Source organism: Pontibacter vulgaris (assembly GCF_022758145.1).
GTDB classification, from domain to species: Bacteria; Bacteroidota; Bacteroidia; order Cytophagales; family Hymenobacteraceae; genus Pontibacter; species Pontibacter vulgaris.
In genome coordinates, this window is the sequence record NZ_JAJVDH010000003.1 from 118560 (window position 1) to 145150 (window position 26591).

Annotated in this window: 20 protein-coding genes; 13 read left to right on the forward strand and 7 right to left on the reverse strand. The window is 45.2% G+C overall.

All coding sequences use genetic code 11. The features are described 5' to 3' along the window. Positions 1–28: 28 nt before the first annotated feature. Entirely contained in the window at positions 29–2479 is a 2451-nt protein-coding gene (gene ppsA, locus LWP20_RS05915) for a phosphoenolpyruvate synthase (protein WP_242927203.1), read from the reverse strand. Between the two features lie 623 nt (positions 2480–3102). Here ppsA and LWP20_RS05920 point away from each other — a divergent pair. Together LWP20_RS05920 and LWP20_RS05925 are read left to right on the forward strand one after the other, a co-directional pair. Continuing rightward, a complete protein-coding gene (locus LWP20_RS05920) occupies positions 3103–3741 on the forward strand; it encodes a superoxide dismutase (protein WP_242928015.1) in 639 nt (212 codons plus the stop codon). Between the two features lie 761 nt (positions 3742–4502). Continuing rightward, positions 4503–5963 carry a M48 family metalloprotease gene (locus LWP20_RS05925; protein WP_242927204.1) on the forward strand — a complete coding sequence of 487 codons (1461 nt, stop codon included), beginning with the start codon at positions 4503–4505 and terminating at the stop codon, positions 5961–5963. A gap of 105 nt (positions 5964–6068) precedes the next feature. Here LWP20_RS05925 and glgP read toward each other — a convergent pair whose 3' ends face one another. After that, the gene (gene glgP / locus LWP20_RS05930; protein ID WP_242927205.1) at positions 6069–7721 is read right to left on the reverse strand and encodes an alpha-glucan family phosphorylase; all 1653 of its coding nucleotides are present in this window, start codon (positions 7719–7721) and stop codon (positions 6069–6071) included. Positions 7722–7982: 261 nt separating this feature from the next. Between glgP and LWP20_RS05935 the strand changes: the two genes are divergently transcribed. Then, positions 7983–9179, forward strand: a complete 1197-nt coding sequence (locus LWP20_RS05935; protein ID WP_242927206.1) for an MFS transporter — start codon at positions 7983–7985, stop codon at positions 9177–9179. Positions 9180–9207: 28 nt separating this feature from the next. On the opposite strand, the gene LWP20_RS05940 is transcribed toward LWP20_RS05935, so the two are convergent. The 4 genes from LWP20_RS05940 to LWP20_RS05955 all read right to left on the reverse strand — a co-directional run bounded on the left by LWP20_RS05940 (position 9208) and on the right by LWP20_RS05955 (position 15265). Continuing rightward, positions 9208–10077 carry a pirin family protein gene (locus LWP20_RS05940; protein WP_242927207.1) on the reverse strand — a complete coding sequence of 290 codons (870 nt, stop codon included), beginning with the start codon at positions 10075–10077 and terminating at the stop codon, positions 9208–9210. A 66-nt stretch (positions 10078–10143) separates the two neighbouring features. Continuing rightward, on the reverse strand, positions 10144–10794 hold the full coding sequence (locus LWP20_RS05945; RefSeq protein ID WP_242927208.1) for a response regulator transcription factor: 651 nt from the start codon (positions 10792–10794) through the stop codon (positions 10144–10146). 103 nt (positions 10795–10897) lie between these two features. Then, on the reverse strand, positions 10898–13672 hold the full coding sequence (locus LWP20_RS05950) for a PAS domain S-box protein (RefSeq protein ID WP_242927209.1): 2775 nt from the start codon (positions 13670–13672) through the stop codon (positions 10898–10900). 171 nt (positions 13673–13843) lie between these two features. After that, positions 13844–15265 (reverse strand): hypothetical protein, encoded by a 1422-nt coding sequence (locus LWP20_RS05955; protein ID WP_242927210.1) that lies wholly within the window; start codon positions 15263–15265, stop codon positions 13844–13846. Positions 15266–15695: 430 nt separating this feature from the next. Between LWP20_RS05955 and cphA the strand changes: the two genes are divergently transcribed. The 10 genes from cphA (at position 15696) to LWP20_RS06005 (ending at position 25866) form a co-directional block, all read left to right on the forward strand. After that, positions 15696–18335, forward strand: a complete 2640-nt coding sequence (gene cphA, locus LWP20_RS05960) for a cyanophycin synthetase (protein WP_242927211.1) — start codon at positions 15696–15698, stop codon at positions 18333–18335. 162 nt (positions 18336–18497) lie between these two features. Continuing rightward, positions 18498–19472, forward strand: a complete 975-nt coding sequence (locus tag LWP20_RS05965) for an isoaspartyl peptidase/L-asparaginase family protein (RefSeq protein WP_242927212.1) — start codon at positions 18498–18500, stop codon at positions 19470–19472. 97 nt (positions 19473–19569) lie between these two features. Then, entirely contained in the window at positions 19570–19896 is a 327-nt protein-coding gene (locus LWP20_RS05970) for a hypothetical protein (protein ID WP_242927213.1), read from the forward strand. 101 nt (positions 19897–19997) lie between these two features. Beyond that, positions 19998–20639: a DUF8091 domain-containing protein gene (locus LWP20_RS05975; RefSeq protein ID WP_496197211.1), complete on the forward strand. Its 642-nt coding sequence runs from the start codon at positions 19998–20000 to the stop codon at positions 20637–20639. A gap of 231 nt (positions 20640–20870) precedes the next feature. Beyond that, the gene (locus LWP20_RS05980; RefSeq protein WP_242927215.1) at positions 20871–21620 is read left to right on the forward strand and encodes a DUF72 domain-containing protein; all 750 of its coding nucleotides are present in this window, start codon (positions 20871–20873) and stop codon (positions 21618–21620) included. Between the two features lie 129 nt (positions 21621–21749). Continuing rightward, positions 21750–22763 (forward strand): NAD(P)/FAD-dependent oxidoreductase, encoded by a 1014-nt coding sequence (locus LWP20_RS05985; RefSeq protein ID WP_242927216.1) that lies wholly within the window; start codon positions 21750–21752, stop codon positions 22761–22763. After that, positions 22763–23086 carry a 2Fe-2S iron-sulfur cluster-binding protein gene (locus LWP20_RS05990; protein ID WP_242927217.1) on the forward strand — a complete coding sequence of 108 codons (324 nt, stop codon included), beginning with the start codon at positions 22763–22765 and terminating at the stop codon, positions 23084–23086. The genes LWP20_RS05985 and LWP20_RS05990 overlap by 1 nt, the downstream gene beginning before the upstream one ends. A gap of 198 nt (positions 23087–23284) precedes the next feature. Then, positions 23285–24574 (forward strand): erythromycin esterase family protein, encoded by a 1290-nt coding sequence (locus LWP20_RS05995; protein WP_242927218.1) that lies wholly within the window; start codon positions 23285–23287, stop codon positions 24572–24574. Positions 24575–24662: 88 nt separating this feature from the next. Continuing rightward, the gene (locus tag LWP20_RS06000; protein ID WP_242927219.1) at positions 24663–25229 is read left to right on the forward strand and encodes a dihydrofolate reductase family protein; all 567 of its coding nucleotides are present in this window, start codon (positions 24663–24665) and stop codon (positions 25227–25229) included. An 82-nt stretch (positions 25230–25311) separates the two neighbouring features. Continuing rightward, the gene (locus LWP20_RS06005; protein WP_242927220.1) at positions 25312–25866 is read left to right on the forward strand and encodes a GNAT family N-acetyltransferase; all 555 of its coding nucleotides are present in this window, start codon (positions 25312–25314) and stop codon (positions 25864–25866) included. 89 nt (positions 25867–25955) lie between these two features. On the opposite strand, the gene LWP20_RS06010 is transcribed toward LWP20_RS06005, so the two are convergent. Then, positions 25956–26561, reverse strand: coding sequence for an START domain-containing protein (locus LWP20_RS06010; protein ID WP_242927221.1), 606 nt, complete (start codon positions 26559–26561; stop codon positions 25956–25958). Positions 26562–26591 lie beyond the last annotated feature (30 nt).

Sequence of the window (26591 nt, forward strand, 5' to 3'; positions counted from 1 at the left end):
GCCAGGTATGAATTCAGAAACGAGTCTTTTATAGTGTATACTTTTGATTTTCTCTTTCCGGATCAGCCTGTTTTGCCTGCACTTTTTTCTCTGAGGCAAGTATGTTTTCTACCCCACGAATGAAGGCATCCGGATTAAAGGAAATACTATCAATGCCATTCTCTACCAAAAAAGCAGCATAATCCGGATAATCGCTGGGAGCTTGCCCGCAGAGGCCTGTTTTGGTACCTGTTTTTTGTGCTTTCCGCAAAGTCATTACAATAAGTTGTTGCACGGCAGGGTCAAAAGGTGTAAAGATATCGCTCAGCAAGCCGGAATCACGGTCAGCACCCAGGGTAAGTTGCGTAAGATCATTGGATCCTATGGAGAAGCCATCAAACAAGGCTGCAAACTCTTCGGCTAATAGTGCGTTGCTTGGTATCTCCACCATCACGTAAAGCTCAAGGCCATTCTTACCACGTTTAAGCCCATACCTGGCCATTCTGTCTATCACTTTTATCGCTTCATCCAAAGTTCTGCAGAATGGTATCATGAGCTTAACGTTTTCAAATCCCATTTCTTCCCGCACCTTCTTCATAGCCCGGCACTCCAGTTCAAAGCCTTCTTCATACAAAGGGTGATAGTAACGGGATGCCCCCCGAAAACCGATCATCGGGTTCGATTCGTCTGGCTCAAACTGGCGCCCACCTACCAGGTTGGCGTACTCATTCGACTTAAAATCACTCATGCGCACAATTACATCCTTCGGGTAAAAAGCCGCTGCTATTATAGCCGTGGCTTCGGCCAGTTTATAAACAAAATAATCTTCTTTATTGGCGTAATGGTGCGTGAGCTCTTCAATCTTTTGGTGTGCTGCAGGATCAGTTAACTTATCAAAATGCTTGAGTGCCATGGGATGTATCTGGATAGAGTTGTTGATGATAAACTCCATGCGCATAAGCCCTACGCCATCTGTGGGCAGAAAGGAGAATTTAAAAGCCTGTTCCGGGTCGCCAAGTATAAGCATGGCTTTTGTTTTTGGCTTCTCAAGCATACCAAGGTCGGTGCTGGTTTCGGTCCAGTTCAGTTTGCCTTCGTATACATAACCTGTTTCTCCATCGGCAGTAGATACGGTAACTACCTGCCCATCTGCAATAGCAGTTGTCGCATTGTCGGTGCCCAGTACGGCTACGGCACCAACTTCCCTTGCAACTATGGCAGCGTGGCTGGTGCGCCCACCCTGGTCGGTAATGATGGCGCTGGCTTTTTTAAGTATAGGGTCCCAGTCAGGATCGGTTTTTCGCGTTACTAAAACATCCCCTTCCTTTAATTTGTCTATTTCTTTAGGCGAATTCAGTACCCGGGCTATACCGGTAATAATGCGGCTACTGAGCCCGATTCCTTTACATAAAACGTTGCCTTTATCCTGCAGTTTATACTCCGTAAATACCAGGTGCTTTTTGCGCTGGCTCTGTACTGTTTCCGGCCTTGCCTGCACAATGTATATTCCGCCTGTTAATCCGTCTTTTGCCCACTCAATATCCATGGGCTGGTTATAATGAGTTTCTATTTTAGCGGCCCAGTCAGCCAGTTGTATTACCTCATTATCCTGAAGTACATACTTTTCTCTCTCTTCGGGTGCCGTATCTGTGTTTACTATCGCGTCTGCAGGATGCTGCAGTTGGCCACTCCTTGCTTCGGCATAAACCATAGTTTTAGCCTTACTCCCCAGCCGGCGCGATATAATAGGTTGTTTTACTTTCCCGAGTAAAGGTTTGAAAACGATGAATTCGTCTGTATTTACGGCGCCCTGCACCACGTTTTCACCCAATCCCCAGGAACCTGAGATAATAATTGCGTTTTCAAATCCAGTGTCCGGATCAAGAGTAAACATAACACCGGAGCAGGCTTTATCAGAGCGCACCATTACCTGTATGCCCACCGACAAGGCTACTTTCATATGTTCAAAGCCGTTATCGAATCTATACTTGATGGCCCTGTCGGTAAACAGGGAAGCATAACTGTAGTGGCAGGCATTTAGTAAATTATCCAGCCCGGAAACGTTCAGAAAAGTTTCCAGCTGACCGGCAAAGCTTGCCTTTGGCAAATCTTCGGCCGTTGCGCTGCTGCGTACAGCAAGCGATATAGTATCCCCGTATTTTTGTTTCAGGTAAGTATAGCCCTGCTCAATAGCTGCACATAAAGCTTCAGGCATTACGCCCTGAAGTATAAGCTGACGCGCCTGCTCCCCTACGGTTGCCAGGTTACTAAAATCATGAGTGTTCAGGGATGCAAGTAAAGGGCTGAGTTTCTGATGCAGGTTATTATGATCAATGAAATGCCAGTAGGCAGCAGCAGTAGAAGCATAACCGTCAGGCACTTGTATGCCTGACGGCTGCAGTTGGTTATACATTTCGCCTAATGAGGCATTTTTACCTCCTACCTGGCTTATATCTGCATAGCTTATTTCACTGAACAGTTTTATATAAGGTGATGCCATGGCGCCGGTGCATTTAATAAGTTAAATATATTTAAGCTAGCCCAGGTGAGGAACACAGTGTCTTAGCACGAAACAGGATGGCAGGTGCGGTCAGGAGTTTTAAGCAAGCGGCATTTATAAGTTATATAAACAAAAGCACCCTTCCCGGATAAGATTCCGGAAGGGTATGCCAGGCTTTTGTACCGAGTGCGGTTAAAGAAATTAAATATGCGAACCGGGGTTACCAGTAATGGTCATAATGCTTGCGAGACGGTTTTTCATGGCCATACAGGTAGTATACCATGTAAGCAATGCCGTATAGCGCCAGCACCAGGCCTACGATTAACGTTTCCATGGGCTTGTATGCATAAGGTGTTACATTTAATTACTTTAAACGGAAAACAGATTTAAAGTTGAACAATATGCATAATTTTTTGCTAACCATAACATATAAACCGCTGTTATTTAGGCCGAGCGCCATGTGTATAGTATAAATCCTATAAATAGGTAATATTAATAATAGCCTTTTCTGAAAAGGGTTAGGGGATAAGGCACATAGATACTATATTGCGATATAGTATATTTAAATTACCTATACAGTTACTTACACTATGAAAATCAAAACCCTGCTGTTAACACCCGTTATGGCATTCGCATTAGCAAATGCGGCATCTGCACAATTTAAGTTACCTGAGCTACCTTACGCCACTAATGCCCTGGAAGTAGCCATAGATAAACAAACCATGGAAATACACCATGGCAAGCACCACGCCGGTTATGTAAACAACCTGAATGCAGCAATAAAAGGTACTGATGCTGAAAAGCTTACTTTAGCTGATATTCTCGCTTCTGTTTCAAAATATTCGCCGGCTGTGCGCAACAATGCCGGCGGGCATTACAACCACTCTTTCTTCTGGCAGATAATGGCCCCAAAGGCGCCTGCTCCTTCTGCAGCTTTCACAAAAGTGATTGAAGAGAATTTCGGAAGTATGGATAAATTCAGAACTGCTTTTGCCGACACAGCTGCTAAACGATTCGGCTCCGGTTGGGCCTGGTTGGTTGTACAACAGGATGGTAAACTAAAAATAACCAGCACGCCAAACCAGAATAACCCATTAATGGATATTGCCCCGGTTAAAGGCACGCCCGTACTGGCCCTTGACGTTTGGGAGCATGCTTACTACCTGCGTTACCAAAACAAACGCCCTGACTATATCAGTGCCTGGTGGTCTGTTGTGAACTGGAAAGAAGTGGAGCGCCGCTACACCGAGGCTAAAAAATAAGATTACTCTTTTTTGATCCTGCCCGGCTTACAAGTAAATTTTAAAAAATAAAGCAGGGCAGGATCAATATTTTATACTCAGCCAAGTTGATTAATCTCAATTAGTTAAAAATCAGTGTCTGAGTTTATATTATCTTCGCTTAATTTATAGTTCTAGTTACATAAAGAGATGTTTATAGATATACCGGCACCCTTCGGTACCCCAAGCGTCACTTTTCAGCTTAGTGACATTTCACGAATTGAGGTTACAACTCTTACGCATTCTGGCAACACTACCCATTGTCTCTATCTGATTTTTGGCAAAGGCAAGAACGAACATTTCTATCTTTTCAACTATAAGTGTAGTAAAAACCTACGATTAGCTTACCAGGCATTATCAGCCGCGAGGAAAAACTCCAAAGTTAAAAACATAGTGATGCGTCCGGTAGCTGTAAAACCCGGCGTTACTGCTAAGGCAAACCGATAAACTCTTTTAAAGCGCTGACTGAAACTCTTTAAATTTTCCCGATTCTATACTTTATCAGGATTATTGTATTACTGTAAATCCAGACCATCAGGTTATTAAATTAACCTGATGGTCTGGATTTACCTTCGGGTGGTTCTACATAATACTACTTTCTCTCCTTCCTAATCCTTGTTAAAATCCGGTGCAACACGGTTTGCAACTTATCAGTTGCTAAATCGTTGCAATGAGATATATAAGCATCTCAAGATGTGTACTTCACATTGGGTTTTCAGCTTGGGATCATAACCACTAAAACGATGAAAAAATATACGTTAGGCTGCTTTATGCTAGCGGCTTTCCTGTCTTTAAACTCCTGCTCCACCAACCCGGTAACAGGTAAAAAAGACGTTATGCTCATGTCGGAAGCGCAGGAAATACAAATGGGCCAGCAAGCCGACCCTGAAATTGTAGCACAATTCGGGCTATACCAGAACGATGCCATGCAGCGCTTCATAAACGAGAAAGGCCAGAAAATGGCAGCTGTTTCGCATAGAAGCAACCTCAAGTATGAATTTAAGATTGTAGATTCGCCTGTAATAAATGCATTTGCCGTACCCGGCGGTTATGTATACTTTACCCGCGGTATAATGGCACATTTTAACAACGAGGCACAGTTTGCAGGCGTACTTGGCCACGAGATAGGCCACATTGCCGCACGCCACTCGGCACAGCAGCAAAGTAAATCGGTGCTGGCGCAAATCGGCCTGGTGGTAGGTATGGTAATATCTCCGGAGTTTGCCCAGTTTGGCGATGTAGCCTCGCAGGGCCTCGGCCTTTTGTTCCTGAAATTTGGACGCGATGCCGAACGTGAATCTGATGAACTGGGTGTAGAGTATTCAACTAAAATAGGATACGATGCGCACCAGATGGCAGATTTTTTCCAGACGCTGGAGCGCCAGAGCGCACAGAGCGGACAAGGCGAAATACCTGAATTCCTGTCTACGCACCCTAACCCGGCTAACCGCTATACTACCGTACACCAACTGGCCACCGACTGGCAGAAAAAGCTGAATGTGACCAACCCGGAAGTAGACCGCAACAATTACCTGAAGTTGATTGACGGGATTATTTATGGCGAAGATCCTAAACAGGGCTTTGTTGAGAACAATATATTTTACCACCCTGAGCTGAAATTCCAGTTCCCGATACCAACAGCCTGGGGTTACCAGAATACGCCACAGCAGGTACAAATGGCTCCGAAAGATGGTAAAGCCATGATGCTATTAACCCTGGCACCTGCAGGAACGCTTGAATCCAGCGCCCAACAACTGTTGCAAAAGTACCAGCTTCAGCCAATCGAGTCTAAGAGCACCACAGTAAATGGCTTACCTGCCCTTGCCATAGTTGCCGACCAGAAATCTGAACAGCAACAACAACAGCAGCAGCAACAGGTTGTTCGTACGCTAACGTACCTGATACAGTATGGCGGTAATAACTATGCGATGATTGGGGTTACAAGCTCCGATAATTTCAACAGCTATTTCCCGCTATTCAGCGGCACCATGCAAAACTTTAAGCAGTTAACCGATCAGGAAAAGATAAACCGAAAGCCTGAACGTGTTCGCATTAAAACTTTGAAAGCCAACGGCACACTTGGGCAGGCCTTGCAGAGTTACAACATACCAAGCAAACGCCTGGAGGAACTAGCTATACTTAACGGCATGCGCCTGGACGACAGGCTGACAGCAGGCTCTTTGATAAAAGTGGTTGAACAATAAAGTATAAGGACATTCGGATCTCTGTAAAAGTGATTACATAAATAAGCCCGCTGTAACTTTGTTACAGCGGGCTTATACTTTAAAGCAATGCCGGTTATACTTACATTAATAGTTATAAAGCTGTTCGTAATACTCGTGGCCCATGCGGTCGGAGCTAAAATGAGGAACAACATCGCGCATGCTGTTTTTCATTATCTCCAGCCATCGGCCTCTGTCATGGTAGTAGATCGGGAGTATTTCCTGCTCCAGAATACGCATCATATTATGGTAATCGGTTTCGTCCTGCACAGCATCAGGCAGATGGGTATCAACTACTGGAAGTACAAAACTGTTTTCGCCATGTTGTGCAAATTCGGGCAGCCAGCCATCCAGTACTGAGAAGTTAATGGCGCCATTCATGGCTGCCGTCATACCACTAGTACCTGATGCCTCGCGTGGGCGCCGCGGCGTATTCAGCCAAACATCAGCACCATGTTTCAGCATTCTCGACAGATTGATTTCGTAACCGGTAAGTACGGCAAAATTTGGCTGCCGATGCGAGAGCTTTACCAGTTTATCAAACACATGGATGGCACCATAATCATATGGATATGGTTTGCCTGCCCATACTACCTGCACCGGACGATCCTGGTTATTTATCAGGGCAAAAAAGCGCTCCAGGTCATGTAAGAGCAGGTCGGCACGTTTATAGGCCGCAAACCGGCGGGCCCATACGATGGTAAGCACATCCGGCCTGAAAATTTTCCCGGTCTGGTCTGCAATTTCATCAAACAGGGGCTTTTTCATCTCGGTTTTACGGTACACGAGCGCATCGTGGTTATTGTGTTCCAGGGCCTGGGCAAGGTTGCGGTCCATCCAGAAAGGCACGTTTTGGGCGTTGGTGATTGACTTGATCTCGCACACGCCTTCGTTGCCGTACCACATCTGGCGGGCCACTTCGCCATGCAGCTGCGATACCCCATTCGAAACTTTTGATAACCTGAGTGCTGCCAACGTATAATCGAACATATTGCCATGCATACCGGTAATCTTCCGGGCTTCCTCCAACGGCAAACCGTTAAAAAAGCTCATGTTATGCAACAGGTGTATATCATGTTCCTCGTTACCAGCTTTTTCGGGTGTGTGGGTTGTAAATACCATATGCTTGCGCACTTCATTCACATCCCGGAATTTACCATATAAATGGAAAGCAAGCGGCAAAGCATGGCCTTCGTTCATGTGGTAAATATCAGCACCGCCCAGGGCCTCCACTACTTTTGCGCCACCAATACCCAGTACAATGCTTTGTGCGATGCGAGCCATCGGCTCAGGGTCGTATAGTTTATGAGTAATGGTACGGCCAAGGTGATCGTTTTCAGGGATATCTGTTGTAAGGAAGTATAAAGGCACCGTTCCAAAAGTTTCAGGCTTCAGAACCATGGCTTTAACAGCAACCGAGTGGTTATTTACATCTACCCGAACCGTAATGCCGCTGTCCTCCAGGTAGGCGTAATACTTTTTCTGGAAGTGAGCCCGCATGGTCTGGTCAGGGTTACGCTCTTGGTCGTAATAGCCATACTTCCACAACATGCCAATGCCAATCACATTCTGGCGCAGGTCAAAAGCACTGCGCATGTGCGAACCGGCCAGAAAGCCAAGGCCGCCAGAGTATGTTTTAAGAGCCTGATCAATGCCAAACTCCATGCTGAAATAAGCAACCCGCTTATTATACTTTTCATCTATATCGTATGGGTGATACCACCTGTTATACATTGTCATAAGCTACTCTAGTTAATACCGTGTAACTGCACAGTTGCTTCAGAAAGTTTCTTTAGCCTCTATTAAATACAAAAATCAGATTTTATTCTCCCGATAGTGCTATTTGCAGAAGCTTCCGTTCATGCAGTTAAGTTTGTATATTGTTAAAGATTAATTTATTACGTACGTATTTTTTATACCTTTTAACCTGATTTATTACGAATAACATCAATTAGATATTTTAACTCCTGCAAGATTTGTACAATTATAGAGCCGAACCGGATGCCCTCACCGAAAATAATTACGCGTAATATCTGGATACTATCGTTGGTTAGCCTTTTTACAGATGTGGCCAGCGAAATGCTATACCCGGTAATGCCTTTATATCTCAAAAGTATTGGGTTCACTATTGTCGCAATTGGCGTGTTGGAAGGATTTGCAGAAGCAACAGCCGGCTTGAGCAAAGGCTTTTTTGGCAACTGGAGCGATAAAGCAGGCAGGCGCCTTCCGTTTGTGCAGGCTGGTTATGGGTTAAGCGCTGTTTCCAAACCCATGATGGCATTGTTTACCTTCCCTTTCTGGATATTTCTGGCCCGCACGCTCGACAGGCTTGGAAAAGGCATACGAACCGGAGCCCGCGATGCACTTTTATCAGATGAAACTACCCCCGAGCATAAGGGCAAAGTATTTGGCTTTCATCGTTCTATGGATACGCTGGGTGCTGTTGTTGGTCCTGCTGCTGCCTTGCTTTTCCTGCATTACTTCCCAGATAAGTATAAGCCCCTTTTTATACTTGCGTTTATACCCGGTGCTATCGCTATCATATTTACTTTCCTGATCAGAGAACATAAGGTCAGGCAGGTAGCATCAAACAAAAAGGCTCCGGCATTTTTTGACTTTATGCATTACTGGAAAAGTAGCCCGGCGCTGTACCGCAAACTGATAATAGCCCTGCTTGTATTTACACTTTTCAATAGTTCGGATGTGTTTCTGCTGCTTAAGGTTAAAGAAGCAGGCTTTGATGATAGTATGGTAATTGGGGTATACATTTTTTATAACCTGATCTATGCCTTTAGCTCTTACCCGATGGGGCTTCTGGCTGATAAAATAGGTATGAAAAAAGTTTATGTAATGGGGTTGTTCCTATTTGCCATCGCTTATGCCGGTATGGTTGTAGCGGATGCCAAATGGATTTATTTTGCCCTGTTTCTGGTGTATGGTATGTATGCTGCCGCTACTGAGGGTATTGCCAAAGCCTGGATCAGTAACATGGTTCCGAAAGCTGAAACAGCTACGGCTATAGGTACTTACACGGCATTTCAAAGTATAGCAACTTTACTTGCAAGCAGCCTGGCAGGTTTTATCTGGTATAACGCTGGCTCTGCTGCTACCTTCCTGCTTTCGAGTATGGCGGCGGCAGCGGTAGCATTATACTTGTTAACATTTAAAGTAACAGCAACACCGCAAATGGCCAGTTAAGTATAAACTTCCTTTTTTATACTTTACGTTACTCTATCAGCATTCCCATTTTGCCCATCTGGTAGTCGCGCATGGCCTGCATAATCTCACTTTGGGTATTCATTACAAAAGGACCATGCGACGCGAGCGGCTCCTCTAATGGTTTGCCCGCCATCAGTAAGGCCTGCGTATCTTTTAAAGCGGTAAAGGTACAGCTTGTGCCATCGCGCTTAAAAACAACAGCATGCAATTCATCTGACAGGCCAAAGCCTTCTACTGATATTTTGCCGTGCAGCAAGTATAAAAAGGCATTATAGGATTCGGGAATCGGGAAAGTATAAGTAGCGCCAGCTTTCATATCGATACGTAGCGCCAGTACTGGGCTTGGCGTTTTGATAGGGCCACTGATTCCTTCAAAATTACCAGCTACTACGCCTGCTCTTACGTTGCCATTTTCAGCTTCAAATACTGGTGTATCCTGGGCTTGTAACGGGTAATAAGCCGGCTGATCCATTTTATTGGCTTTAGGCAAATTAACCCACAACTGAATAATTTCCTGCTCCCCTCCGTGTTCGTGTATATCTTTTGGCGGGCGCTCGCTGTGTACCACGCCCATACCCGCTTTCATCCATTGGGTACCACCTGCATAAACCACACTATCGTTGCCACGCGAATCGCGGTGATGAACGCCACCTTTATAAACAAATGTAACAGGAGAAAAGCCCCTGTGCGGATGCGGATCAACGCCGGATTTATGAGGTATGGCTCCTTCAGGAACTTTAAGAACAGCATGATGCAATAAAAGGAATGGATCGATCTGCTCAACGTGCTGTGTCGGAAATGCCTGCCTAACCGGAAAGCCGCCCATATCTATTTTTTCGGCATACAGCAGCCGCTCAACTGTTCTGTTCTTGCTCATACTTTAAAATGTAAGTATAACTTTTTCTTAGTTAAAATTCAGGCAGGAGATTACTTTAGCAATGCATCAGGCAATAATGCCTTTTTGCAATGCATACTTTATCAGCATGGCTGTGTTTTTGGTGTGCGTTTTTTCAAGCAGGTTCTGGCGGTGAGTTTCGATGGTGCGCTTGCTTGTAAAGAGCTTGTCAGCAATTTCTGCATTGGTAAAACCTTCGGCTATAAGGCTTAAAACCTCAACTTCCCTGCGCGATAATTCCTTGTTCATTTTTAAGGAAGTATCTCCTGAAACCGGCATGTCTGAATTGGATTTACGCAACAGGCCCATGGCAACATCAGAACAGATGTATGGCGTACCGCCAGCCACTAATTGTATAGCAGAGCAAAGCTCTTCCTTTCCCGCATTTTTAAGTATATAGCCTGAAGCACCGGCCTCCATTATTTTTGTAATGTAGCTCTCTGAATCCAGCATGGAAAGCACCAGCACTTTCAGGTTTGGGTAATGCTCTTTCAGGTAGCGGGTTGTTTCAAAACCATCTTTCTGCGGCATGTTAATATCCATCAAAACCACATCGGCATCTAGCTGTGGTAACAGTTCTATCAGCTCATTGCCGTTGGCGGCCTCCCCTACTACTTTAATGTTCGCCTCATTCATAAGCAGGGACTTTAAACCATCCCGGATTATCTTATGATCATCAGTAAGAATTACATTTACCATACTTATGTGAGGGTTATTTAAAGTAGCAAATCTTCTGTTTTATACGCCATAATAGATGCAAATGGGTTATGGTTTATACTTTGGGCGGACTATAAATCAGCAATTAGGACGCTTGCATGGCAGAAGCTGCCATATCTATTTCAACTAATGCACAAGTACCTTTGCCTGCACAGGTATCGATCGAGAGTTCACCATTTAACAGCTTCAGTCGATTCTGTATACTTCTAAGACCAATCCCGTGCAACATATAATCTTTTGCTTTGTCAATTCCTTTCCCGTTGTCGCATACGCTGAAGTATAATTTCTGGCCTTTAAAGAACACTTCAATTTCGGCAACAGTGGCACCGGCGTGTTTTATCACGTTATTTACCAACTCCTGAATGATACGATAAGCAGCCATTTCCATACTCTTCTCTAATTGGTCCGGAACGTCGTAGGTAACCAGCTGTACATTAACGCCAGCACCGGAGAACTTGCTGCACAATTCTCCTAACGCCACCCTCAGCCCAAAATCTTCCAGGATGATCGGCATGAGTTCGTGCGATATGGTGCGGGTTTCTTTAATAGCTTCTTCCAGTAAGGTTTTAACCTCATTGGTAGCTATCGGGTTATTGTTGTCTGCTTCATAACTGATCTGTTCCAGGTATAATTTTGCCGCATAAAGTAACTGCCCCAATCCATTATGCAGCGCCTCCGCAATCCGTTTTCGTTCGGTTTCCTGCGTAAAAAGTATGGCATTCATTACCTCTTTCTGCTTTGTTAACTCCTGGGTCATGGTGAGTTCTTTCAGCTTCAGGCTTTCTGTTATATCATGAACTATACAAAGGCCGCCAGTCAGTTGCTTATCTTTATCGAAGGTAGGCACTAGGTTGGCATCCCAATAGCCGGCGCGGCTACGGAAAGGCAAATTTCTCAGTTTAGCACGTTTACCACTTAGTACCTGCTCAAACTTTGCACCGATCTCGGTGTTAATGATGTGAGGGAAAACTTCGAAAATATTTCTGCCTAAAGCCTCCTCGCTTCTGATAGCCGTAAATTCTTCCAGGGTTTTATTCCAGGCGAAATAGGTCCCGTTTTTATCAAAGGCGCTGATGCCATCGGTGCTATACTCGATCAGGTTTTCGCTTAACTTTTTCTCCAGGTTCGCCTGGTATTCTGTTTCTTTCAGATGCGTGATATCGGCAAATGTAACCACTAACCCGTCATCGAGTTTAACAGCTACAATCTGATACCAGGCCTTCAGGTGGTCATGGTCGTAGTATAGGACCTGGTTAAGTGTTTCGCCTGTGTTTATAGTATGCACAAACTGGTCGAAAAGCCCGCTTGTTTTGTTACCCGGCAAAATATGAAGTACCGTTTTCCCGATGAGGTTGCTGGCAGGGTGCTTTAATAGCTGTTCTGCCATTTTATTTACGTGCACCCATTCAAAGTCTGTGATCTGATTCTTCGCATCCCGAATAGACTTTATAGCTATAATACCATGTATGGAGCTATCAAGCACGCTGTTTAACATATTCTCTTTCAGCTTTGCATCTGTAATATTGCGGCTTAGTGTGAGTACTGTTTTTATGCGACCATTTGCACCAAATTCAGGAACCGCGATGAGATAAAAATGCTTGACTCCGGTTGGCGTATCAAGTGATATATAATTATGCATTTGCTTACCCGTGCGGAAAACTGCCTTCACATTTTCTATTACAGGCAGATAGGCTGTTTCCGGAACACCGATCTGATCTACGTGCTTACCTAAAATATTTTTTGCCTTCAGACCTGTTTCAGGAAATACAGAATCGCTTACAAAAATAAGCTCCATTTCGGGATTAAAGCGGGCAATTATATCGGGGGTGTTTTGTACCAGGGTGCGCCATTTTTCCTCGCTTTCTATGAGTGCAGCAGTAATTTTTTTTCGCTCCTTTATCTCGTTCAGTAATTCCCTGTTAGTTTTTTCCTGCTCGCTGTTACGGTCTTTACATTCCTGTTCACTTAATATAGTATGTGTAATATCGCAGGCAGTACCAATCAGCAACAATTTCTTATTGCAATTTTCTATTACCTTAGCCTCTACCTTTATGTAACGCATTCTGCCATCAGGCCCGTTAAACCGGCGTACTAACGATACAGGCTGTCTTTTAAACAGTGCTCTCCTGTAATTGCTCCTTAACATTTTCCTGTCGCCTGGGTGCGTATACCGTAACAGGTTTTTGAAGCTTGTATCGAAAGCGCCGGGCTCAAATCCATGTACCCGGTACATTTGGTCAGACCATCGGAGCTCATCGTTTTCAAAATCATACACCATACTGCCTACCCTGGCAATAGCCTCCGATTCGCGTAAAAGGAGTTCCTGTTGTTTTAGCTTTTCTTTTGTATTTATCTCCTGGGTAATATCTTTAGCAATGGCACAAAAAGCCAGCGTGTCGCCTTTACTGTTTTGCACCGGTGCCAGATTAAGGCTTAGCCAGCAGTTGGCCTGGCTACTTTGGGTATACCCGATTTCATATTCCTGAATAGTTTCTCCACTAAGCAATCTATGTAAGGTATGTTCCCATCCAGGCTGCTCTTTTGTACTTAATGCAATGGTTATACTTTGACCAATAGCCTCTGCTGAAGTATAGCCAAATAGCTTCTCAGCTGCCGGGTTCCAACTTAAGATGTGCTGCTGTGTGTCAAATAAAATAATGGCATCATGAGAGGCAGCAAAAACAGAAGTATAAGTATGAAGTAAGAAGGTTGAGTCGACAGTGGGATTTGGAATTGGTTTTGAACTTTCAGGCCTGGTTTTAATACCCGGAATTATATTGCCACTGCCGCCATCTGATACCACCGCACTGCCTGTGTTGACTTCTGATCCAAGGGTTTTATGGAAGACCGGATTTGCCATTTTTATTTACATTAAAGTATAAATGAGCTGATGTTTTCATAAAAAATTAACAGCTGTTTTGCATGAAGAACAGAAGTATAAATAAACAGGAACCGGAATAAGAAGGGGTTGTTAAGAAACTAAAAAGAGCCTGCAAAGCTGCAGGCTCTTTTATCATTTATGCAGGAGTTCTTAATATCTATCGCTTTCGCTTGACCAGTTACGGTCTGATGAAGAACTATAACCTCTGTCTCTATTGTCTCTGTCTCTGCTACTGGAACTGCTTCTGCCGGATGATTCGGAGCTGCCGTAGCTGCTTCTGCCCATAGACTCAGAACCGGAACCATAGCTTCCACGACTTCCCATCGAGCCCGACCCGCCATAACCTGAACCAGAGCCGCCATAGCTGCTTCTGCCAGATGATGAACCATATTGGCCGCCACTGTATCGGGAGCTGTCGCCGTAGCCTGATTGGCCACGCGAGCCATAATCGCTTTCTCTTGCGCTGCTGTAACCTGAGCCACTCATAGAACCGGAAGTGCCATAGTTGCCCGACGACGAACCATAACTACCTCTGCCCATTGAACTGCCCTGAGAACCCGACGAGCTACTGCCATAACCGGAACCGCCATAGGAGCTACCCATACTACTGCCGCTATAACCACCGCGGGACGATGAACCATAATCTGACGAACCGCGATCGCTGCTCATAGAACCTGTGCTGCCATAGTGGCCGCCACCAAATGAACCTGCACCAGCGCCAAAAGATCCGCCGCCCATCGAGCCTGAGCCACCGCTTCTGCTATAACCAGAGTCTGATTCTCTCATGGAACCATAACCAGAAGATGAACCTCCATAAGAGCTGCCTCTTGAACCCATGTCGCCTCCTCTGGAGCCATAATCGCCACCGCTCATAGCGCCATATTCTGATGACCCGCCGTAGCCACCACGAGAACTATAGTTAGAGCCGCCATAACCTGAACCGCTGTAGCCACCCATAGAACTGGAGCCATACCCACCTGTTGAGCCACCGCCCATGGAGCCGGAGCCTCCGCTATATGTTTGTCTGCTGCCCATGGAGCTTTCGCGCCCCGAGGAGGATCCGTAATCTCTGCCCATTGAGGAAGATGAGCCATAGTTTGAACCACTTCTGTAGCCAGAACCATAACCCTCGCCAGAGCCACTGCTTCTTGAGCCCTCATAGCCTGAGCCGGTACTGTACCTACCTGATGTGCCTTGCTGCGAGCCGCCATAACCTGATGTTCCATAACCAGACCGGCTGCCATAAGATGAGCCACTTCCGTAGCTACCAGATTTGCCATAATCAGAAGAGCCATAACCGCCTCTGTCGTAATCGCCTGATCCGGAATAAGAAGATCTGCTTCCTGAGCTACCGTAATCAGAAGATCGGTATTGCCCTCTTTCGCGGTTACGATCTTCTTCCTCGCTGCTGCCGCCAGTCACATTCTCCCAAACATTACTTAAAGTTTCCCCAATGCGTCCAAAAAAGCCACGGTCCTCATCTGACTCATGTCTGTCTCTTGACGAACCATAATTTCTATCTTGGGAGCCGTAGCCACCCTCGTCGTAATTACGCTGATAATCTCTTGCCATTTGCTTTCAGTTTTAGATTATTGTAATTGAATAAAACACATGATTTTAAACGGAAGCAAATGGATGGAGTTGTCAGATCGGCAATATAAAAACTGCTTCATACAACTATATAGCTACATAAATAATATGAGCTTAAATCTTAAAATTCAAATACATAAATATAAATATTCCATCATACTCAATTCATCAATGTTTATACTTAGCCTTTTTTGCAGTTAGTAAGCCTTTAGGAATTAACTCACATAATTTAACACTAAAAGGTTATGTAAAGTAATTTAACTGGCAGCGGAGTGTTCTCAATTTGCGTACAAAACTACGGGTAGAACGACGCCAACTTTAAATAACACCGGCTAACCTGTTTTATCCTCCGTACATACTTGCTCGTTGCTTACAACTTGTGCAGGTATAGCCTATAATAAACATACATGCTATGAACATCTTAGAATTACGAATTATGCGTGGCCCTAATTACTGGTCCATTAAGCATCCAAAGATAATTGTGCTCAAACTTGATCTGGAAGACCTGCAGGATGTACTTACAAACGAAGTTCCCGGCCTGCCAGAGCGCCTGGAGAAACTGTTTCCGGGTATTTACAAACACCGGGCATCGGAAGGCACTGAAGGAGGATTTTTAAAACTTGTAGCAGAAGGAACCTCATTTAGCAAAGTGGTGCAGCATATCGCTCTGGAACTACAAACTATGGCCGGTATGGACAGTGGCTACGGCAGGCGCTATCCATCGCGCGACCAGGGTATAGACTTCGTTATTTTCTCGTACCAGCAGGAACGCGCCGGCGAATATGCCGCCCATGCTGCCGTAAAAATTACAGAAGCACTGGCCAGAGGTAAAAAAGTAAATATTGTACAGGATGTAGCCAAGCTGCACCAGATAAGGGAAGATGAGTATTTTGGCCCAAGCACCGAGGCTATCGTGATGGAAGCAGTAAGCCGAAACATTCCTTACATAAATAACCAGAAACGCAACATCATACAACTCGGCTACGGCATACACCAAAAACACATACAGGCAGCGCTTTCCAGCCAGACATCCTTTTTTGCAGTAGAAGCCGCCGGTAACAAAAACGATACAAAACTAATTCTGGAAGAAGCCGGAGTACCTGTTCCCAAAGGGCTGATAGTGCACAATACTGATGAACTAGAAGAAGCTATTGATGCACTCGACTACCCGCTGGTACTAAAGCCACTGAACGGCAACCAGGGCAAAGGCGCAAGTATAAATATACAAAACTGGAAAGATGCAATTAAAGGCCTGGCAGAGGCCCAGCGTTACTCTGAGGCTGTTATGGTTGAGCAGTTTATAGAAGGATTTGATTACCGGTTGCTTGTTATCAATGGCAAGTTTGTGGCAGCAGCCAAACGCACTCCTGCGCTGGTAACAGGCGATGGCATTTCTACCATACAGGCCTTGGTAAAAGAAGTGAATAAAGACCCCAGACGCGGCATTGGACACGAAAAAGCGCTTACACATATTAAAATAGACAAAATATCACGGGCTATTCTTCGCGAAAAAGATTTGACCATGCAGTCGGTATTGCCAGCCGGCGAGGTGCTGCACCTGAAACGCACAGCCAACCTGAGCACAGGCGGCACCGCTACTGATGTTACTGATATTGTGCACCAGTATAATGTACTGATGGCCGAGCGAATTGCAGGTATAATCGGGCTGGACATTTGCGGAATAGATGTGATGACAAACGATATTGCCATTCCGTTACCCGAAACCCGGGGTGCTGTAATAGAAGTAAATGCCGCGCCTGGCCTGCGCATGCATATATCTCCTACCGAAGGTTTACCAAGAAACGTTGCCGAGCCTATCATTAATATGCTGTTTCCGCATGGCTCGCCCAGCCGCATACCTATTGTAGCCATTACCGGCACCAACGGCAAAACCACCACTACCCGCCTGATTGCACATATGCTGAAGTTTAAAGGTTTCCAGGTTGGGTATACTACGACCGATGGCATTTATATACAGGACCGTAAGATCATTAAAGGCGATACCACAGGCGCATACAGCAGCGAGTTTGTTCTGAAAGACCCGACTGTAAACTATGCCGTACTGGAGTGCGCCCGTGGTGGCATGCTGCGCTCAGGCCTTGCTTTCAGAAACTGCGATATCGGTATACTGATGAACGTAACTGAGGACCACCTTGGTTTAGGAGATATCCATACAGTTGAAGAAATGGCCGAGGTAAAAGCTGTGATCCCGCGCACCGTTTGCCCCGATGGTTACGCCATACTTAACGCCGACGATGATCTGGTATATGAAACTGCTAATGGCCTTAACTGCAAGGTCGCTTTCTTTAGCCTTGATGAAGAAAACCCGCGCATACTCAAGCATATTGCCAAAGGCGGCCTGGCCGCAGTTTTTGAGAACGGGTTTATTTCCATCTTTAAAAACACCTACAAAATACGTGTAGACCGTGTAGCAGATATTCCGCTTACATTTGGTGGGCGCGCTAAATTCAACATCCAGAACGTGCTCGCTGCTACGCTAACCGGGTATATCAATCATTTTGAGATCGCTGAAATCAGAACATCGCTGCGTACTTTCCTGCCTTCTCCGGAAACTACGCCTGGCCGTATGAACTTGTATAAACTGCCAAAGTATGAAGTGCTGATAGATTATGCTCACAACACAGCCAGCATGCGGGCCATCGGCGATTTTATTGGTAACGTGGAGGCATCGCATAAAATTGGCATTGTAGCCGGTATCGGCGACAGACGCGATGAAGACACCCGCGATATTGGCAGGATTGCGGCAGAGATTTTTGATGAGGTAATTATCAGGCAAGATAAAGACCTGAGGGGCAAAACCGGCGATGAAATAAATCGATTGGTTATTGAAGGCTTAACAGCTGTTAAACCTGATATACAGTATAAAGAGATCAGCCAGGAATCGCAGGCGCTGGCACATGCATTAGAGTATGCACCCGAAGGCGCTTTTATTACTTTATTTGTTGAAGATTATACGGAGGCTATAAAACTCATAGAAAGCTTCCGTATTATTCAGCACCGCCAGGTAACTGCCAATCAGCACAATACTTAGCATTAAAAAGAGCAGTTTAAAAGCCAGGTCCATCCTGTTGAGGAGGTACCTGGCTTTTTTATTTCTATAACCAGCTATCAGGAGTTAAACATCCTCTTTAACCATAGTATACCTGCAAGCGTAACTAGGCTTGCTAACAATTGCTCGCATTAAAACAGACTTATGAAAAAATTCGCGATAGCTATACATGGTGGAGCAGAAAGTATAAAACCATCTGAACTGGATAAAGAAAAGGAAGAGAAGTATAGAGAAGGATTGACAGTAGCATTACAAGCCGGATATAAAGTACTGGAAAAAGGTGGTACCGCTATTGATGCCGTAGAAGCTGCCGTAATGACTATGGAAGAAAACCCGGTATTTAATGCCGGCCGCGGTAGCAGCTTAACCCAGCGTGGCGAAGTTGAATTTGATGCTGCCATAATGGATGGTAAGACCTTACGTGCGGGAGCAACCGGCGCAACCCGTTATGTGAAGCACCCGATTAGTCTGGCAAAAGTGATACTGCAAAAATGCGATCATGCACTGCTGATAGGTACAGGTGCCGAGGAGTTTGCCTTACGCCAGAAGCTGGAGCTGATGGACCCGGAATATTTTGTGACCCCCGAAAAAGACCAGGCCTGGCGGGATAAACAGCAAGAAGGCCTGAAGAAAAAACATGAAAAGATGGGCTCTATGGCAGATACGGTAGGTGCCGTAGCATTAGACATGGACGGAAACCTGGCTGCTGCTACCTCTACCGGCGGGCTTACGGATAAAATGAAAGGCCGTGTGGGTGATTCGCCAATTATTGGTGGCGGCACCTATGCCAACAACGAAGTATGTGCCGTAAGCTGCACCGGAGAAGGCGAAGTAATTATGCGGGGCGTAGTGGCGCACGAAGTATACGCAATGCTGAAGTATGCCGGAGAATCGCTGCAGGCCGCTGCTGAAAAAGCTTTACATCTGCACGACGACCTTTTGCAGGGCGACAAAGGCCTGATAGCAATGGATACTGAGGGCAATGCAGCATTTGCCTATAACACCGGCTTTATGAAACGTGGTTACCAGGAAGCGGAAGGCGAGCCTTTCATTGCCCTTTGGGAGAAAGAAGATCAAAACTATAAATCTATCGGCAAGGCTAAAAAAGCAAAAAGCTAATTTCATACTTAACCTGCAAAGTATAAACGAGCTAACGTGGAAGCCTCTGCCCTTTACAACAAAAAATAAACTTTATACCTGAACTTAATTTTTACCCATGGTAACACAAAACAGGTACCTGGCTGTAGATGATTTTCTGAACAAGCTTAACGCTACAAGTCTCACCGGCAATGAAATGTCTCAGCTTCTACTGAATGAGGTTAGACGGATAGAAAGATTAAAAATCGCGCTCGTGGACGAGGACATACATAACGATCCGGCATCAGTGGTACTGATAGTAAACGACATTGATTCTTACATCTTAACACTTCAGGAAGTATTGGCCGACCTAAAAGCAGACAGTTATTCCCGCGAAGTACTTTCTTCCTCACGCGTTAGCCAGATACGCGACCAGATCATAAAACTCATTAATAGGGAGAGCTAGTTTAAAGCGGCGGTTTATACTTTGTTTTCGCTAATCCGGAGCAGGAGGAAATACTGGCAGCTAAAGTAAGTAACGGTATAGGTATACGCAACGAACGCTCGCTGCATGCAGCCCTGAAGCAATGGTATGCCCAACCCGAAGATCGCTTTGAAGTACCCCTGGATAATTTTGTAATAGACCTGGTGCGCGGAAACTCTTTGGTAGAAATACAAACACGAAATTTCTCTGCCATCCGTGGTAAGCTGCAGGAGCTCGTACAGAAGTATAAAGTACATGTATTGCATCCGGTAACTATAGAAAAATGGGTGGTGCAGGTAGATAAGAAAGGCACCGAAATTATTTCCCGCAGAAAGTCACCTTCACGTGGAAATCTGCTTGACCTTTTCGAGGAAATGGTGCGCATACCGGAGCTTATCAACCATCCAAATTTTACAATTGAATTTCCGCTGATACGCGAGGAAGAAGTTCGTTGCAAAGATGGTAAGGGCAGCAAGCGCCGCAAACGCGAAAGTATAAAAGACCGCCGCCTGATCGATGTGATCGAAAGTAAAGTGTTTACCTGCAACCAGGATTTCCTATCTATACTTCCGCCAACGCTGCCCCAACCGTTCTCTACCAAATGCCTGGCAACTGCCCTTAATTTACCTCTCTACCGCTGCCGCCAGATTACTTACTGCCTCCGCAAAATGGATGCGATTGTGGTAGTTGGCAAAAGAGGCAACGAGCTGCTGTACGAATGGTAGGCCATGTAGCGTGCGCAGCTCCTGCGAGCGTCTGAAAATCAATCTGACTCACCTTGTCTTTTAAAATGTACCAAACCTCCAGGCGGATAAGCTTTTACTTACCACTTTATACTTGCTCACTTTTGTTGAAAGTAAACTCAGACGTGTGCAGGAGCTGTGCACGTTGCATGGTCTTAACCTAACATTCCACGCCCAAGTATACCTGTGTTAGTCTGAAACAAAAAGCACAACATGGAACAGCGGCAGATATACATCGGCACTTCGGGATGGCATTACAAACATTGGGTAGGCAACTTCTACCCGGCCGGGCTCAAATCGAAGGATTTTACCAATTTTTATCTCCGCTTCTTCCGCACTGTGGAGATCAACAACTCGTTTTACAAACTGCCCACCTCCGAAACTTTTGCAAACTGGCGCACGGCTGTGCACGATGATTTTGTGTTTGCCGTAAAAGCCAGCCGCTTTATCACGCACATGAAAAAACTGAAAGACCCGCAGGAAAGTATAAAACGCTTTTTTGAAAATGTAAATGCTTTGGAAGAAAAGCTAGGGCCTATACTATTTCAACTACCTCCGGGCTGGACTGTAAACGAGGAACGGCTGGCGGCTTTTCTGGCAGTGCTCCCACCCTACTACCGCTATACTTTTGAGTTCCGGCAACCGAGTTGGTACACGCCGGCCATACTTGATTTGCTGCGCAAGTATAATGCTGCCTTTTGTATTTATGAATTGGAATATCACCTATCGCCGCTGGAGGTAACTGCTGATTTTGTGTATGTGCGCCTGCATGGGCCAGCTGCAAAGTATGCTGGCAACTACTCTGAAAGTACACTGCAGTGGTGGGCTAACAAGCGCATCGAATGGCAGCAGCAAGGTATGGATGTATATGTCTATTTTGATAACGATCAGCTTGGTTATGCCGCTTTTAATGCGCAGCATTTACAGCAATTGGTGCAGGAACAAATCAGCCCGAAAACATAGTTGTACATACATAGGTTTACTTGTTAAAGCAGCCGTAAGCGAGGCGAAAATATAGCAGAAAGGTTTATGCTTGCTGGCTGATGCGCCTTATCTTTACTATACAATTTAACTGAACATCACGCTTAAAAGATGGACAAAATAACAACAGATATATGCATTGTAGGGGCGGGTCCGGTGGGCCTGTTTGCCGTGTTTGAAGCTGGTTTGCTGAAAATGCGCTGCCACGTGGTGGATGCCCTGCCAACTGTAGGAGGCCAGCTGGCCGAAATTTACCCTAAAAAACCAATTTACGATATACCCGGCTTCCCTGAAATTCTGGCAGGCGACCTGGTTACTAACCTGATGAAGCAAATTGAGCCGTTCCACCCAACTTTTACATTGGGCGAGCGCGTGGAGCAACTGCAGAAACAGGAAGATGGCTCGTTTAGAGTTGTCACTTCTGATGGCACCGAAATCAACTGCAAAGCGGTTGTAATTGCCGGAGGCTTAGGTTCTTTTGAGCCAAGAAAACCAGCCATTGAGCAGCTTGAAGATTTTGAAGGAAAAGGCGTGGCCTATATGGTGAAAGACCCGGAGAAGTTCCGCAGCAAGCGCGTGGTGCTGGCCGGCGGTGGCGACTCTGCCCTCGACTGGGCCATTTTCCTGTCGGGCGTGGCCGAAGAACTGACGCTGGTGCATCGTGGCACTTCGTTCAGGGGTGTGCCGGAGTCTGCAGAAAAAGTGGTAAGTATGGCCGAAGAAGGCCACATTAAACTGCTGCTGAAATCCAATGTAACCGAAGTGCACGGAAACGGCAAACTGAATGCCGTAACTGTTATGGTAGACAACGAAACGCCTTATACTATTGAGGCCGATTACTTTATACCTTTGTTTGGCCTGGTGCCAAAACTGGGCCCGATCGAAGACTGGGGACTGGAGCTGGATAAAGGCGCTATAAAAGTTAATACCCTAGACTACTCTACCAACATCGAAGGTGTATACGCCATCGGCGACATTAACACGTACCCGGGCAAACTGAAGCTTATACTTTGCGGTTTCCATGAGGCGGCCCTGATGGCGCAAAGCGCTTTTAACATTATTAACCCGGGCAAAAAGTATGTACTGAAGTACACTACCGTAAACGGCATACAGGAACTGCAATAATGGAAGACGCGATTAACATACACGTAGAACTGCACGATGGCAGCCGCGTAACCCTGGAGGCGCCAACAGATATGGGCTTATCGGTGATGGAGGTGATGAAAGCAAATGAGTTGGATTTAGCTGCCATTTGCGGCGGTATGGCCATTTGCGCTACCTGCCACGTAGAAGTGCTGCAAAGCAGCGAGCTACCGGAGCCAAACGACGACGAGGCCTACATGCTGGAAACGCTGCCTCATGCCACCCAAACCAGCCGCCTTTCGTGCCAGCTCAAAATAACCCCTGAACTCGACGGACTGGTAGTACGGTTGATGCCGGAAGCGTAAGCTGATATATAGTTTTAGAGTATAAACGCCATGCCTTTACTAGGTATGGCGTTTTTGTTTTATGCTTTCCTTCATGCAACTAATCAATTAAAATATTATATTAGAGTGATAGTACATTTACTAAACTATACATCCCGTACATAATGCAGATAAACGTAGGTATACGTTTATACAGTAGTTGAGCAAAAATCAGAAGACATGAAAAAAGTTTATGTTATAACCCTTCTTGCCTTTGTTTCCTTACACGCATTTAGCCAAGAGGCCCTAAAGAAATATATCACAACCAGCACTCACCCCATCCACAGCATTCAACCTGATGACATGGACTTTGCTGACCTTGAAGTGATTGGCCAGTCCATTGGTGATTCAAGAGTTGTTATGCTGGGCGAACAGAACCATGGGGATGGTGCGACCTTTTTAGCTAAGAGCAGGCTTGTCAAGTACCTGCACGAGAAGAAAGGCTTTAACGTACTTGCTTTTGAGAATGACTTCTTCGCCCTAAATTCTGGATGGGACCTGGTCGAAAAAGAACAACAGCAGATCACGACCTACCTAAATGACAATATTTATTCCATTTGGTCTCATAGCATGCAATGCAGCGACCTGTTCTATAACTATATTCCCGGCACTTTTCAGAGCCATACTCCTTTAACTGTTACAGGCTTTGACTCACAGGTGTATATGGATTATTCACCGCGTAACCTGCAAGACTTCGTACACAACTATCTTAAACAGAAAAATATTCCATTCACACAGACAGAAGAATATCAGGTAAAGTTCTTGCCTGCAATTGGAGGACTTACTAAAGGCTGGTTAGCAAAGGGTAAAGAGCAAGAGCTTCTGGAATTGGAAGAGCGTGCGGGGATAGTCCTGCAGCAGTTAGGTAAATACAAGAATGAGTACGAGTGGCTGCTCATCAAAAACATTCAGTCCTTCGCCGCCTCTACCCGCCTGGCCAAGGATGTAGAAAAAGCCCTTGAAATTCGGGATAAGCAGATGGCTGAGAACCTGGAGTGGGTTCTTAGGGTGAAGTTCCCGAACGAAAAGGTAATAGTGTGGGCGGCCAATGCCCATATTGCCAAAAATGCTACGACTGCCTTTAAGTTTGAAAGATCAAGGAGAAAGTGGATGGGTACAGTTTTCACCAGCAACAGCCAAAACAATGTCAACACCTATGTAATCGGTTTTTCATCTAAAAACGGCTCACAGAAAAGAATACACGAGGCTTCTCCATCTTTGGTGAGTAGACCGTTGAAGCATGGCTTTGAGAACTGGGTCTCTGATAAGCACAGCTATGCATTCATTGACTTTAAACGCTTCAGAAAGGAGAATCCATCTTTCTCAAAGCAGTTTGCCATGAAAGGCATTGGCCACAGCAGCGATATTGCCGACTGGACTAGCGTTTTTGACGGCATATTCTTCATAAAAGAAATGACTCCGAGCGAAAAAATAGAAAAAGATCTTGGCTCAACAAACCCTATAAGGTAGCTGCGCCACCTCATAGCCCAACACGTTATAATTTATTGTAGGAGAGCATCGCAACTAATTAAAGGATTAACGATTTAAGAGCAAAAATATGCGAAAGCTAGTTGCAGCAATCAATATCACACTTGACGGGTTTTGCGACCATACACTCATAACCCCAGATGAAGAAATACATCAACATTATACTGACCTGTTAGATAATTCAGGCGTTGTTCTATATGGAAGGACAACATATCAACTTATGCAATTCTGGCAAAATCTGGTAAAAAATCCTTCTGGTGAAAAATCAATGGACGACTTTGCTATGGCTATAGACAGGGTTCCTAAAATTGTTTTTTCCCACTCACTTACGAATCTAGAATGGGAAACTGCAAAATTGGCTAATCGAGACATTGAAGAAGAAGTTTTAGAACTCAAACATCAATCGGGTAAAGACATTTTAGTTGGCAGTCGGAGTTTAATTATACAGCTAATGAAACTTAATGTGATTGATGAATACCAATTTTGTGTTCACCCTATTGTTGCAGGAAGCGGTTTGCCACTATTTGAAAATATAAACAACAGGACCATTTTTAAACTCATAAAGACAAAAACCTTTAGCGGTGGTGCTGTAACGCTTTACTATAAACCGACAAACAAAACAACATTGAACCGCTAACAAGAGTATTCGTCAGGTATAAAATAAACTAAGCACTACAAAGGCTGACAAACATGCGGTTATACCGCGCAAAAAATAAACGATGGACAAACGCTTAACCGTACGCGAACTCCAGGCTGAAGACATTGCGTTAATTGCCAACTACTGGTTAGAATCTGATCCTGAGTTTTTGGTAAGTATGGGTGTCGATCTGGAGAAACTTCCGACAAGAGAAGGCCTTACCAACATGCTGACCCGGCAGGTTAACTTACCGTTGCAGGAGAAGGTATCGTACGCGCTGATCTGGCTGGCAGACGGGACTCCTGTCGGGCATACAAACGTAAATGCGATTGAGTTTGCCAGCTCTGCTTTCATGCATTTACACCTGTGGAAAACGGAAAACAGGCAACAGGGAATTGGAACAGAACTGGTAAAAAAATCGCTGCCCTACTTCTTTGAAAACCTGCAACTGCAGGAGCTCTACTGCGAACCGTATGCCCTGAACCCGGCACCAAACAAGACGCTTGAAAAAGCAGGGTTTGAGTTTGAGAAACGATACACCACCATTCCGGGCTCCCTTAATTTTGAGCAGGAGGTGAATCGCTGGAAACTGACGAGAGACAACTATGAAAAAATAATGGCGGGCACTAAAGTATAGGCACCTGCAATTGCCTGCACCATAATATTATTACAGCAATTACAGGAAGTGGCAGGCTAAACGTACGTTTCAAAAGCACTGCCCTGATGCTACTTTTTCAGAAGCTCTCGCAGGTTAGCGAAAGTTTCGTAAGGGCCTTTGGTTACAAACAGGTTAGAGATCCAGGCTGGAATGGCGCCTCCGGGATCCAGGTCGAGAAAGTAATCCACTCTGATCTTATTCCTGCCAACAGATTTAACCTCCCAGCGGGCTGCCAGGTTTGGTACACGCACCTTGCCATTATTTACAGGCATGGCTTTTGGCAAACCAACTGTATTTATAGTTAGCGACTGGTTTGCCTTGTTTTCAGTCATCTTCATCCGGATAGCGATATCGCGGTTGCTGGCCGGCCATGGTACTTCGGTTTCTACGTAATACAATAACTCTGACGCGCTTGTTTTCTTTAGCAGCTTCGAGCTTTTGGTAGCATATACCCAGTCCTGCTGTTTGCTTACATCCTGAACCACCGCCCAGAGTTTTTCGGGTGTTCCGTCCAGCACTGCAGATACTTTAATGGATTTGAGAGCAGAAGATTCGGAATCGGAAGTATAAACAAGTATACCGTCCTTATCTTTTACCAGTTGCCAGCTTTTATCAGAGGTAGGTTTGCCCCCGGATACAAGTATAAAAAGTATGATTAAGAGGTTGTGCAGCATAGGTCGGGTGAAAAAGTAAAGGTAAAAACA

Excerpts from the sequence above, each read along its gene's own strand:
- LWP20_RS06010 (WP_242927221.1), bottom strand. The coding sequence starts at position 26,561 with ATGCTGCACAACCTCTTAATCATACTTTTTATACTTGTATCCGGGGGC.
- LWP20_RS05995 (WP_242927218.1), top strand. The coding sequence starts at position 23,285 with ATGAAAAAAGTTTATGTTATAACCCTTCTTGCCTTTGTTTCCTTACAC.
- cphA (WP_242927211.1), top strand. The coding sequence starts at position 15,696 with ATGAACATCTTAGAATTACGAATTATGCGTGGCCCTAATTACTGGTCC.
- LWP20_RS05985 (WP_242927216.1), top strand. The coding sequence starts at position 21,750 with ATGGACAAAATAACAACAGATATATGCATTGTAGGGGCGGGTCCGGTG.
- LWP20_RS05980 (WP_242927215.1), top strand. The coding sequence starts at position 20,871 with ATGGAACAGCGGCAGATATACATCGGCACTTCGGGATGGCATTACAAA.
- LWP20_RS05955 (WP_242927210.1), bottom strand. The coding sequence starts at position 15,265 with ATGGCAAGAGATTATCAGCGTAATTACGACGAGGGTGGCTACGGCTCC.
- LWP20_RS05950 (WP_242927209.1), bottom strand. The coding sequence starts at position 13,672 with ATGGCAAATCCGGTCTTCCATAAAACCCTTGGATCAGAAGTCAACACA.
- LWP20_RS05970 (WP_242927213.1), top strand. The coding sequence starts at position 19,570 with ATGGTAACACAAAACAGGTACCTGGCTGTAGATGATTTTCTGAACAAG.
- LWP20_RS05920 (WP_242928015.1), top strand. The coding sequence starts at position 3,103 with ATGGCATTCGCATTAGCAAATGCGGCATCTGCACAATTTAAGTTACCT.
- ppsA (WP_242927203.1), bottom strand. The coding sequence starts at position 2,479 with ATGGCATCACCTTATATAAAACTGTTCAGTGAAATAAGCTATGCAGAT.
- LWP20_RS06000 (WP_242927219.1), top strand. The coding sequence starts at position 24,663 with ATGCGAAAGCTAGTTGCAGCAATCAATATCACACTTGACGGGTTTTGC.
- LWP20_RS05925 (WP_242927204.1), top strand. The coding sequence starts at position 4,503 with ATGAAAAAATATACGTTAGGCTGCTTTATGCTAGCGGCTTTCCTGTCT.
- LWP20_RS05990 (WP_242927217.1), top strand. The coding sequence starts at position 22,763 with ATGGAAGACGCGATTAACATACACGTAGAACTGCACGATGGCAGCCGC.
- LWP20_RS05940 (WP_242927207.1), bottom strand. The coding sequence starts at position 10,077 with ATGAGCAAGAACAGAACAGTTGAGCGGCTGCTGTATGCCGAAAAAATA.
- glgP (WP_242927205.1), bottom strand. The coding sequence starts at position 7,721 with ATGACAATGTATAACAGGTGGTATCACCCATACGATATAGATGAAAAG.
- LWP20_RS05945 (WP_242927208.1), bottom strand. The coding sequence starts at position 10,794 with ATGGTAAATGTAATTCTTACTGATGATCATAAGATAATCCGGGATGGT.
- LWP20_RS06005 (WP_242927220.1), top strand. The coding sequence starts at position 25,312 with ATGGACAAACGCTTAACCGTACGCGAACTCCAGGCTGAAGACATTGCG.
- LWP20_RS05935 (WP_242927206.1), top strand. The coding sequence starts at position 7,983 with ATGCCCTCACCGAAAATAATTACGCGTAATATCTGGATACTATCGTTG.
- LWP20_RS05965 (WP_242927212.1), top strand. The coding sequence starts at position 18,498 with ATGAAAAAATTCGCGATAGCTATACATGGTGGAGCAGAAAGTATAAAA.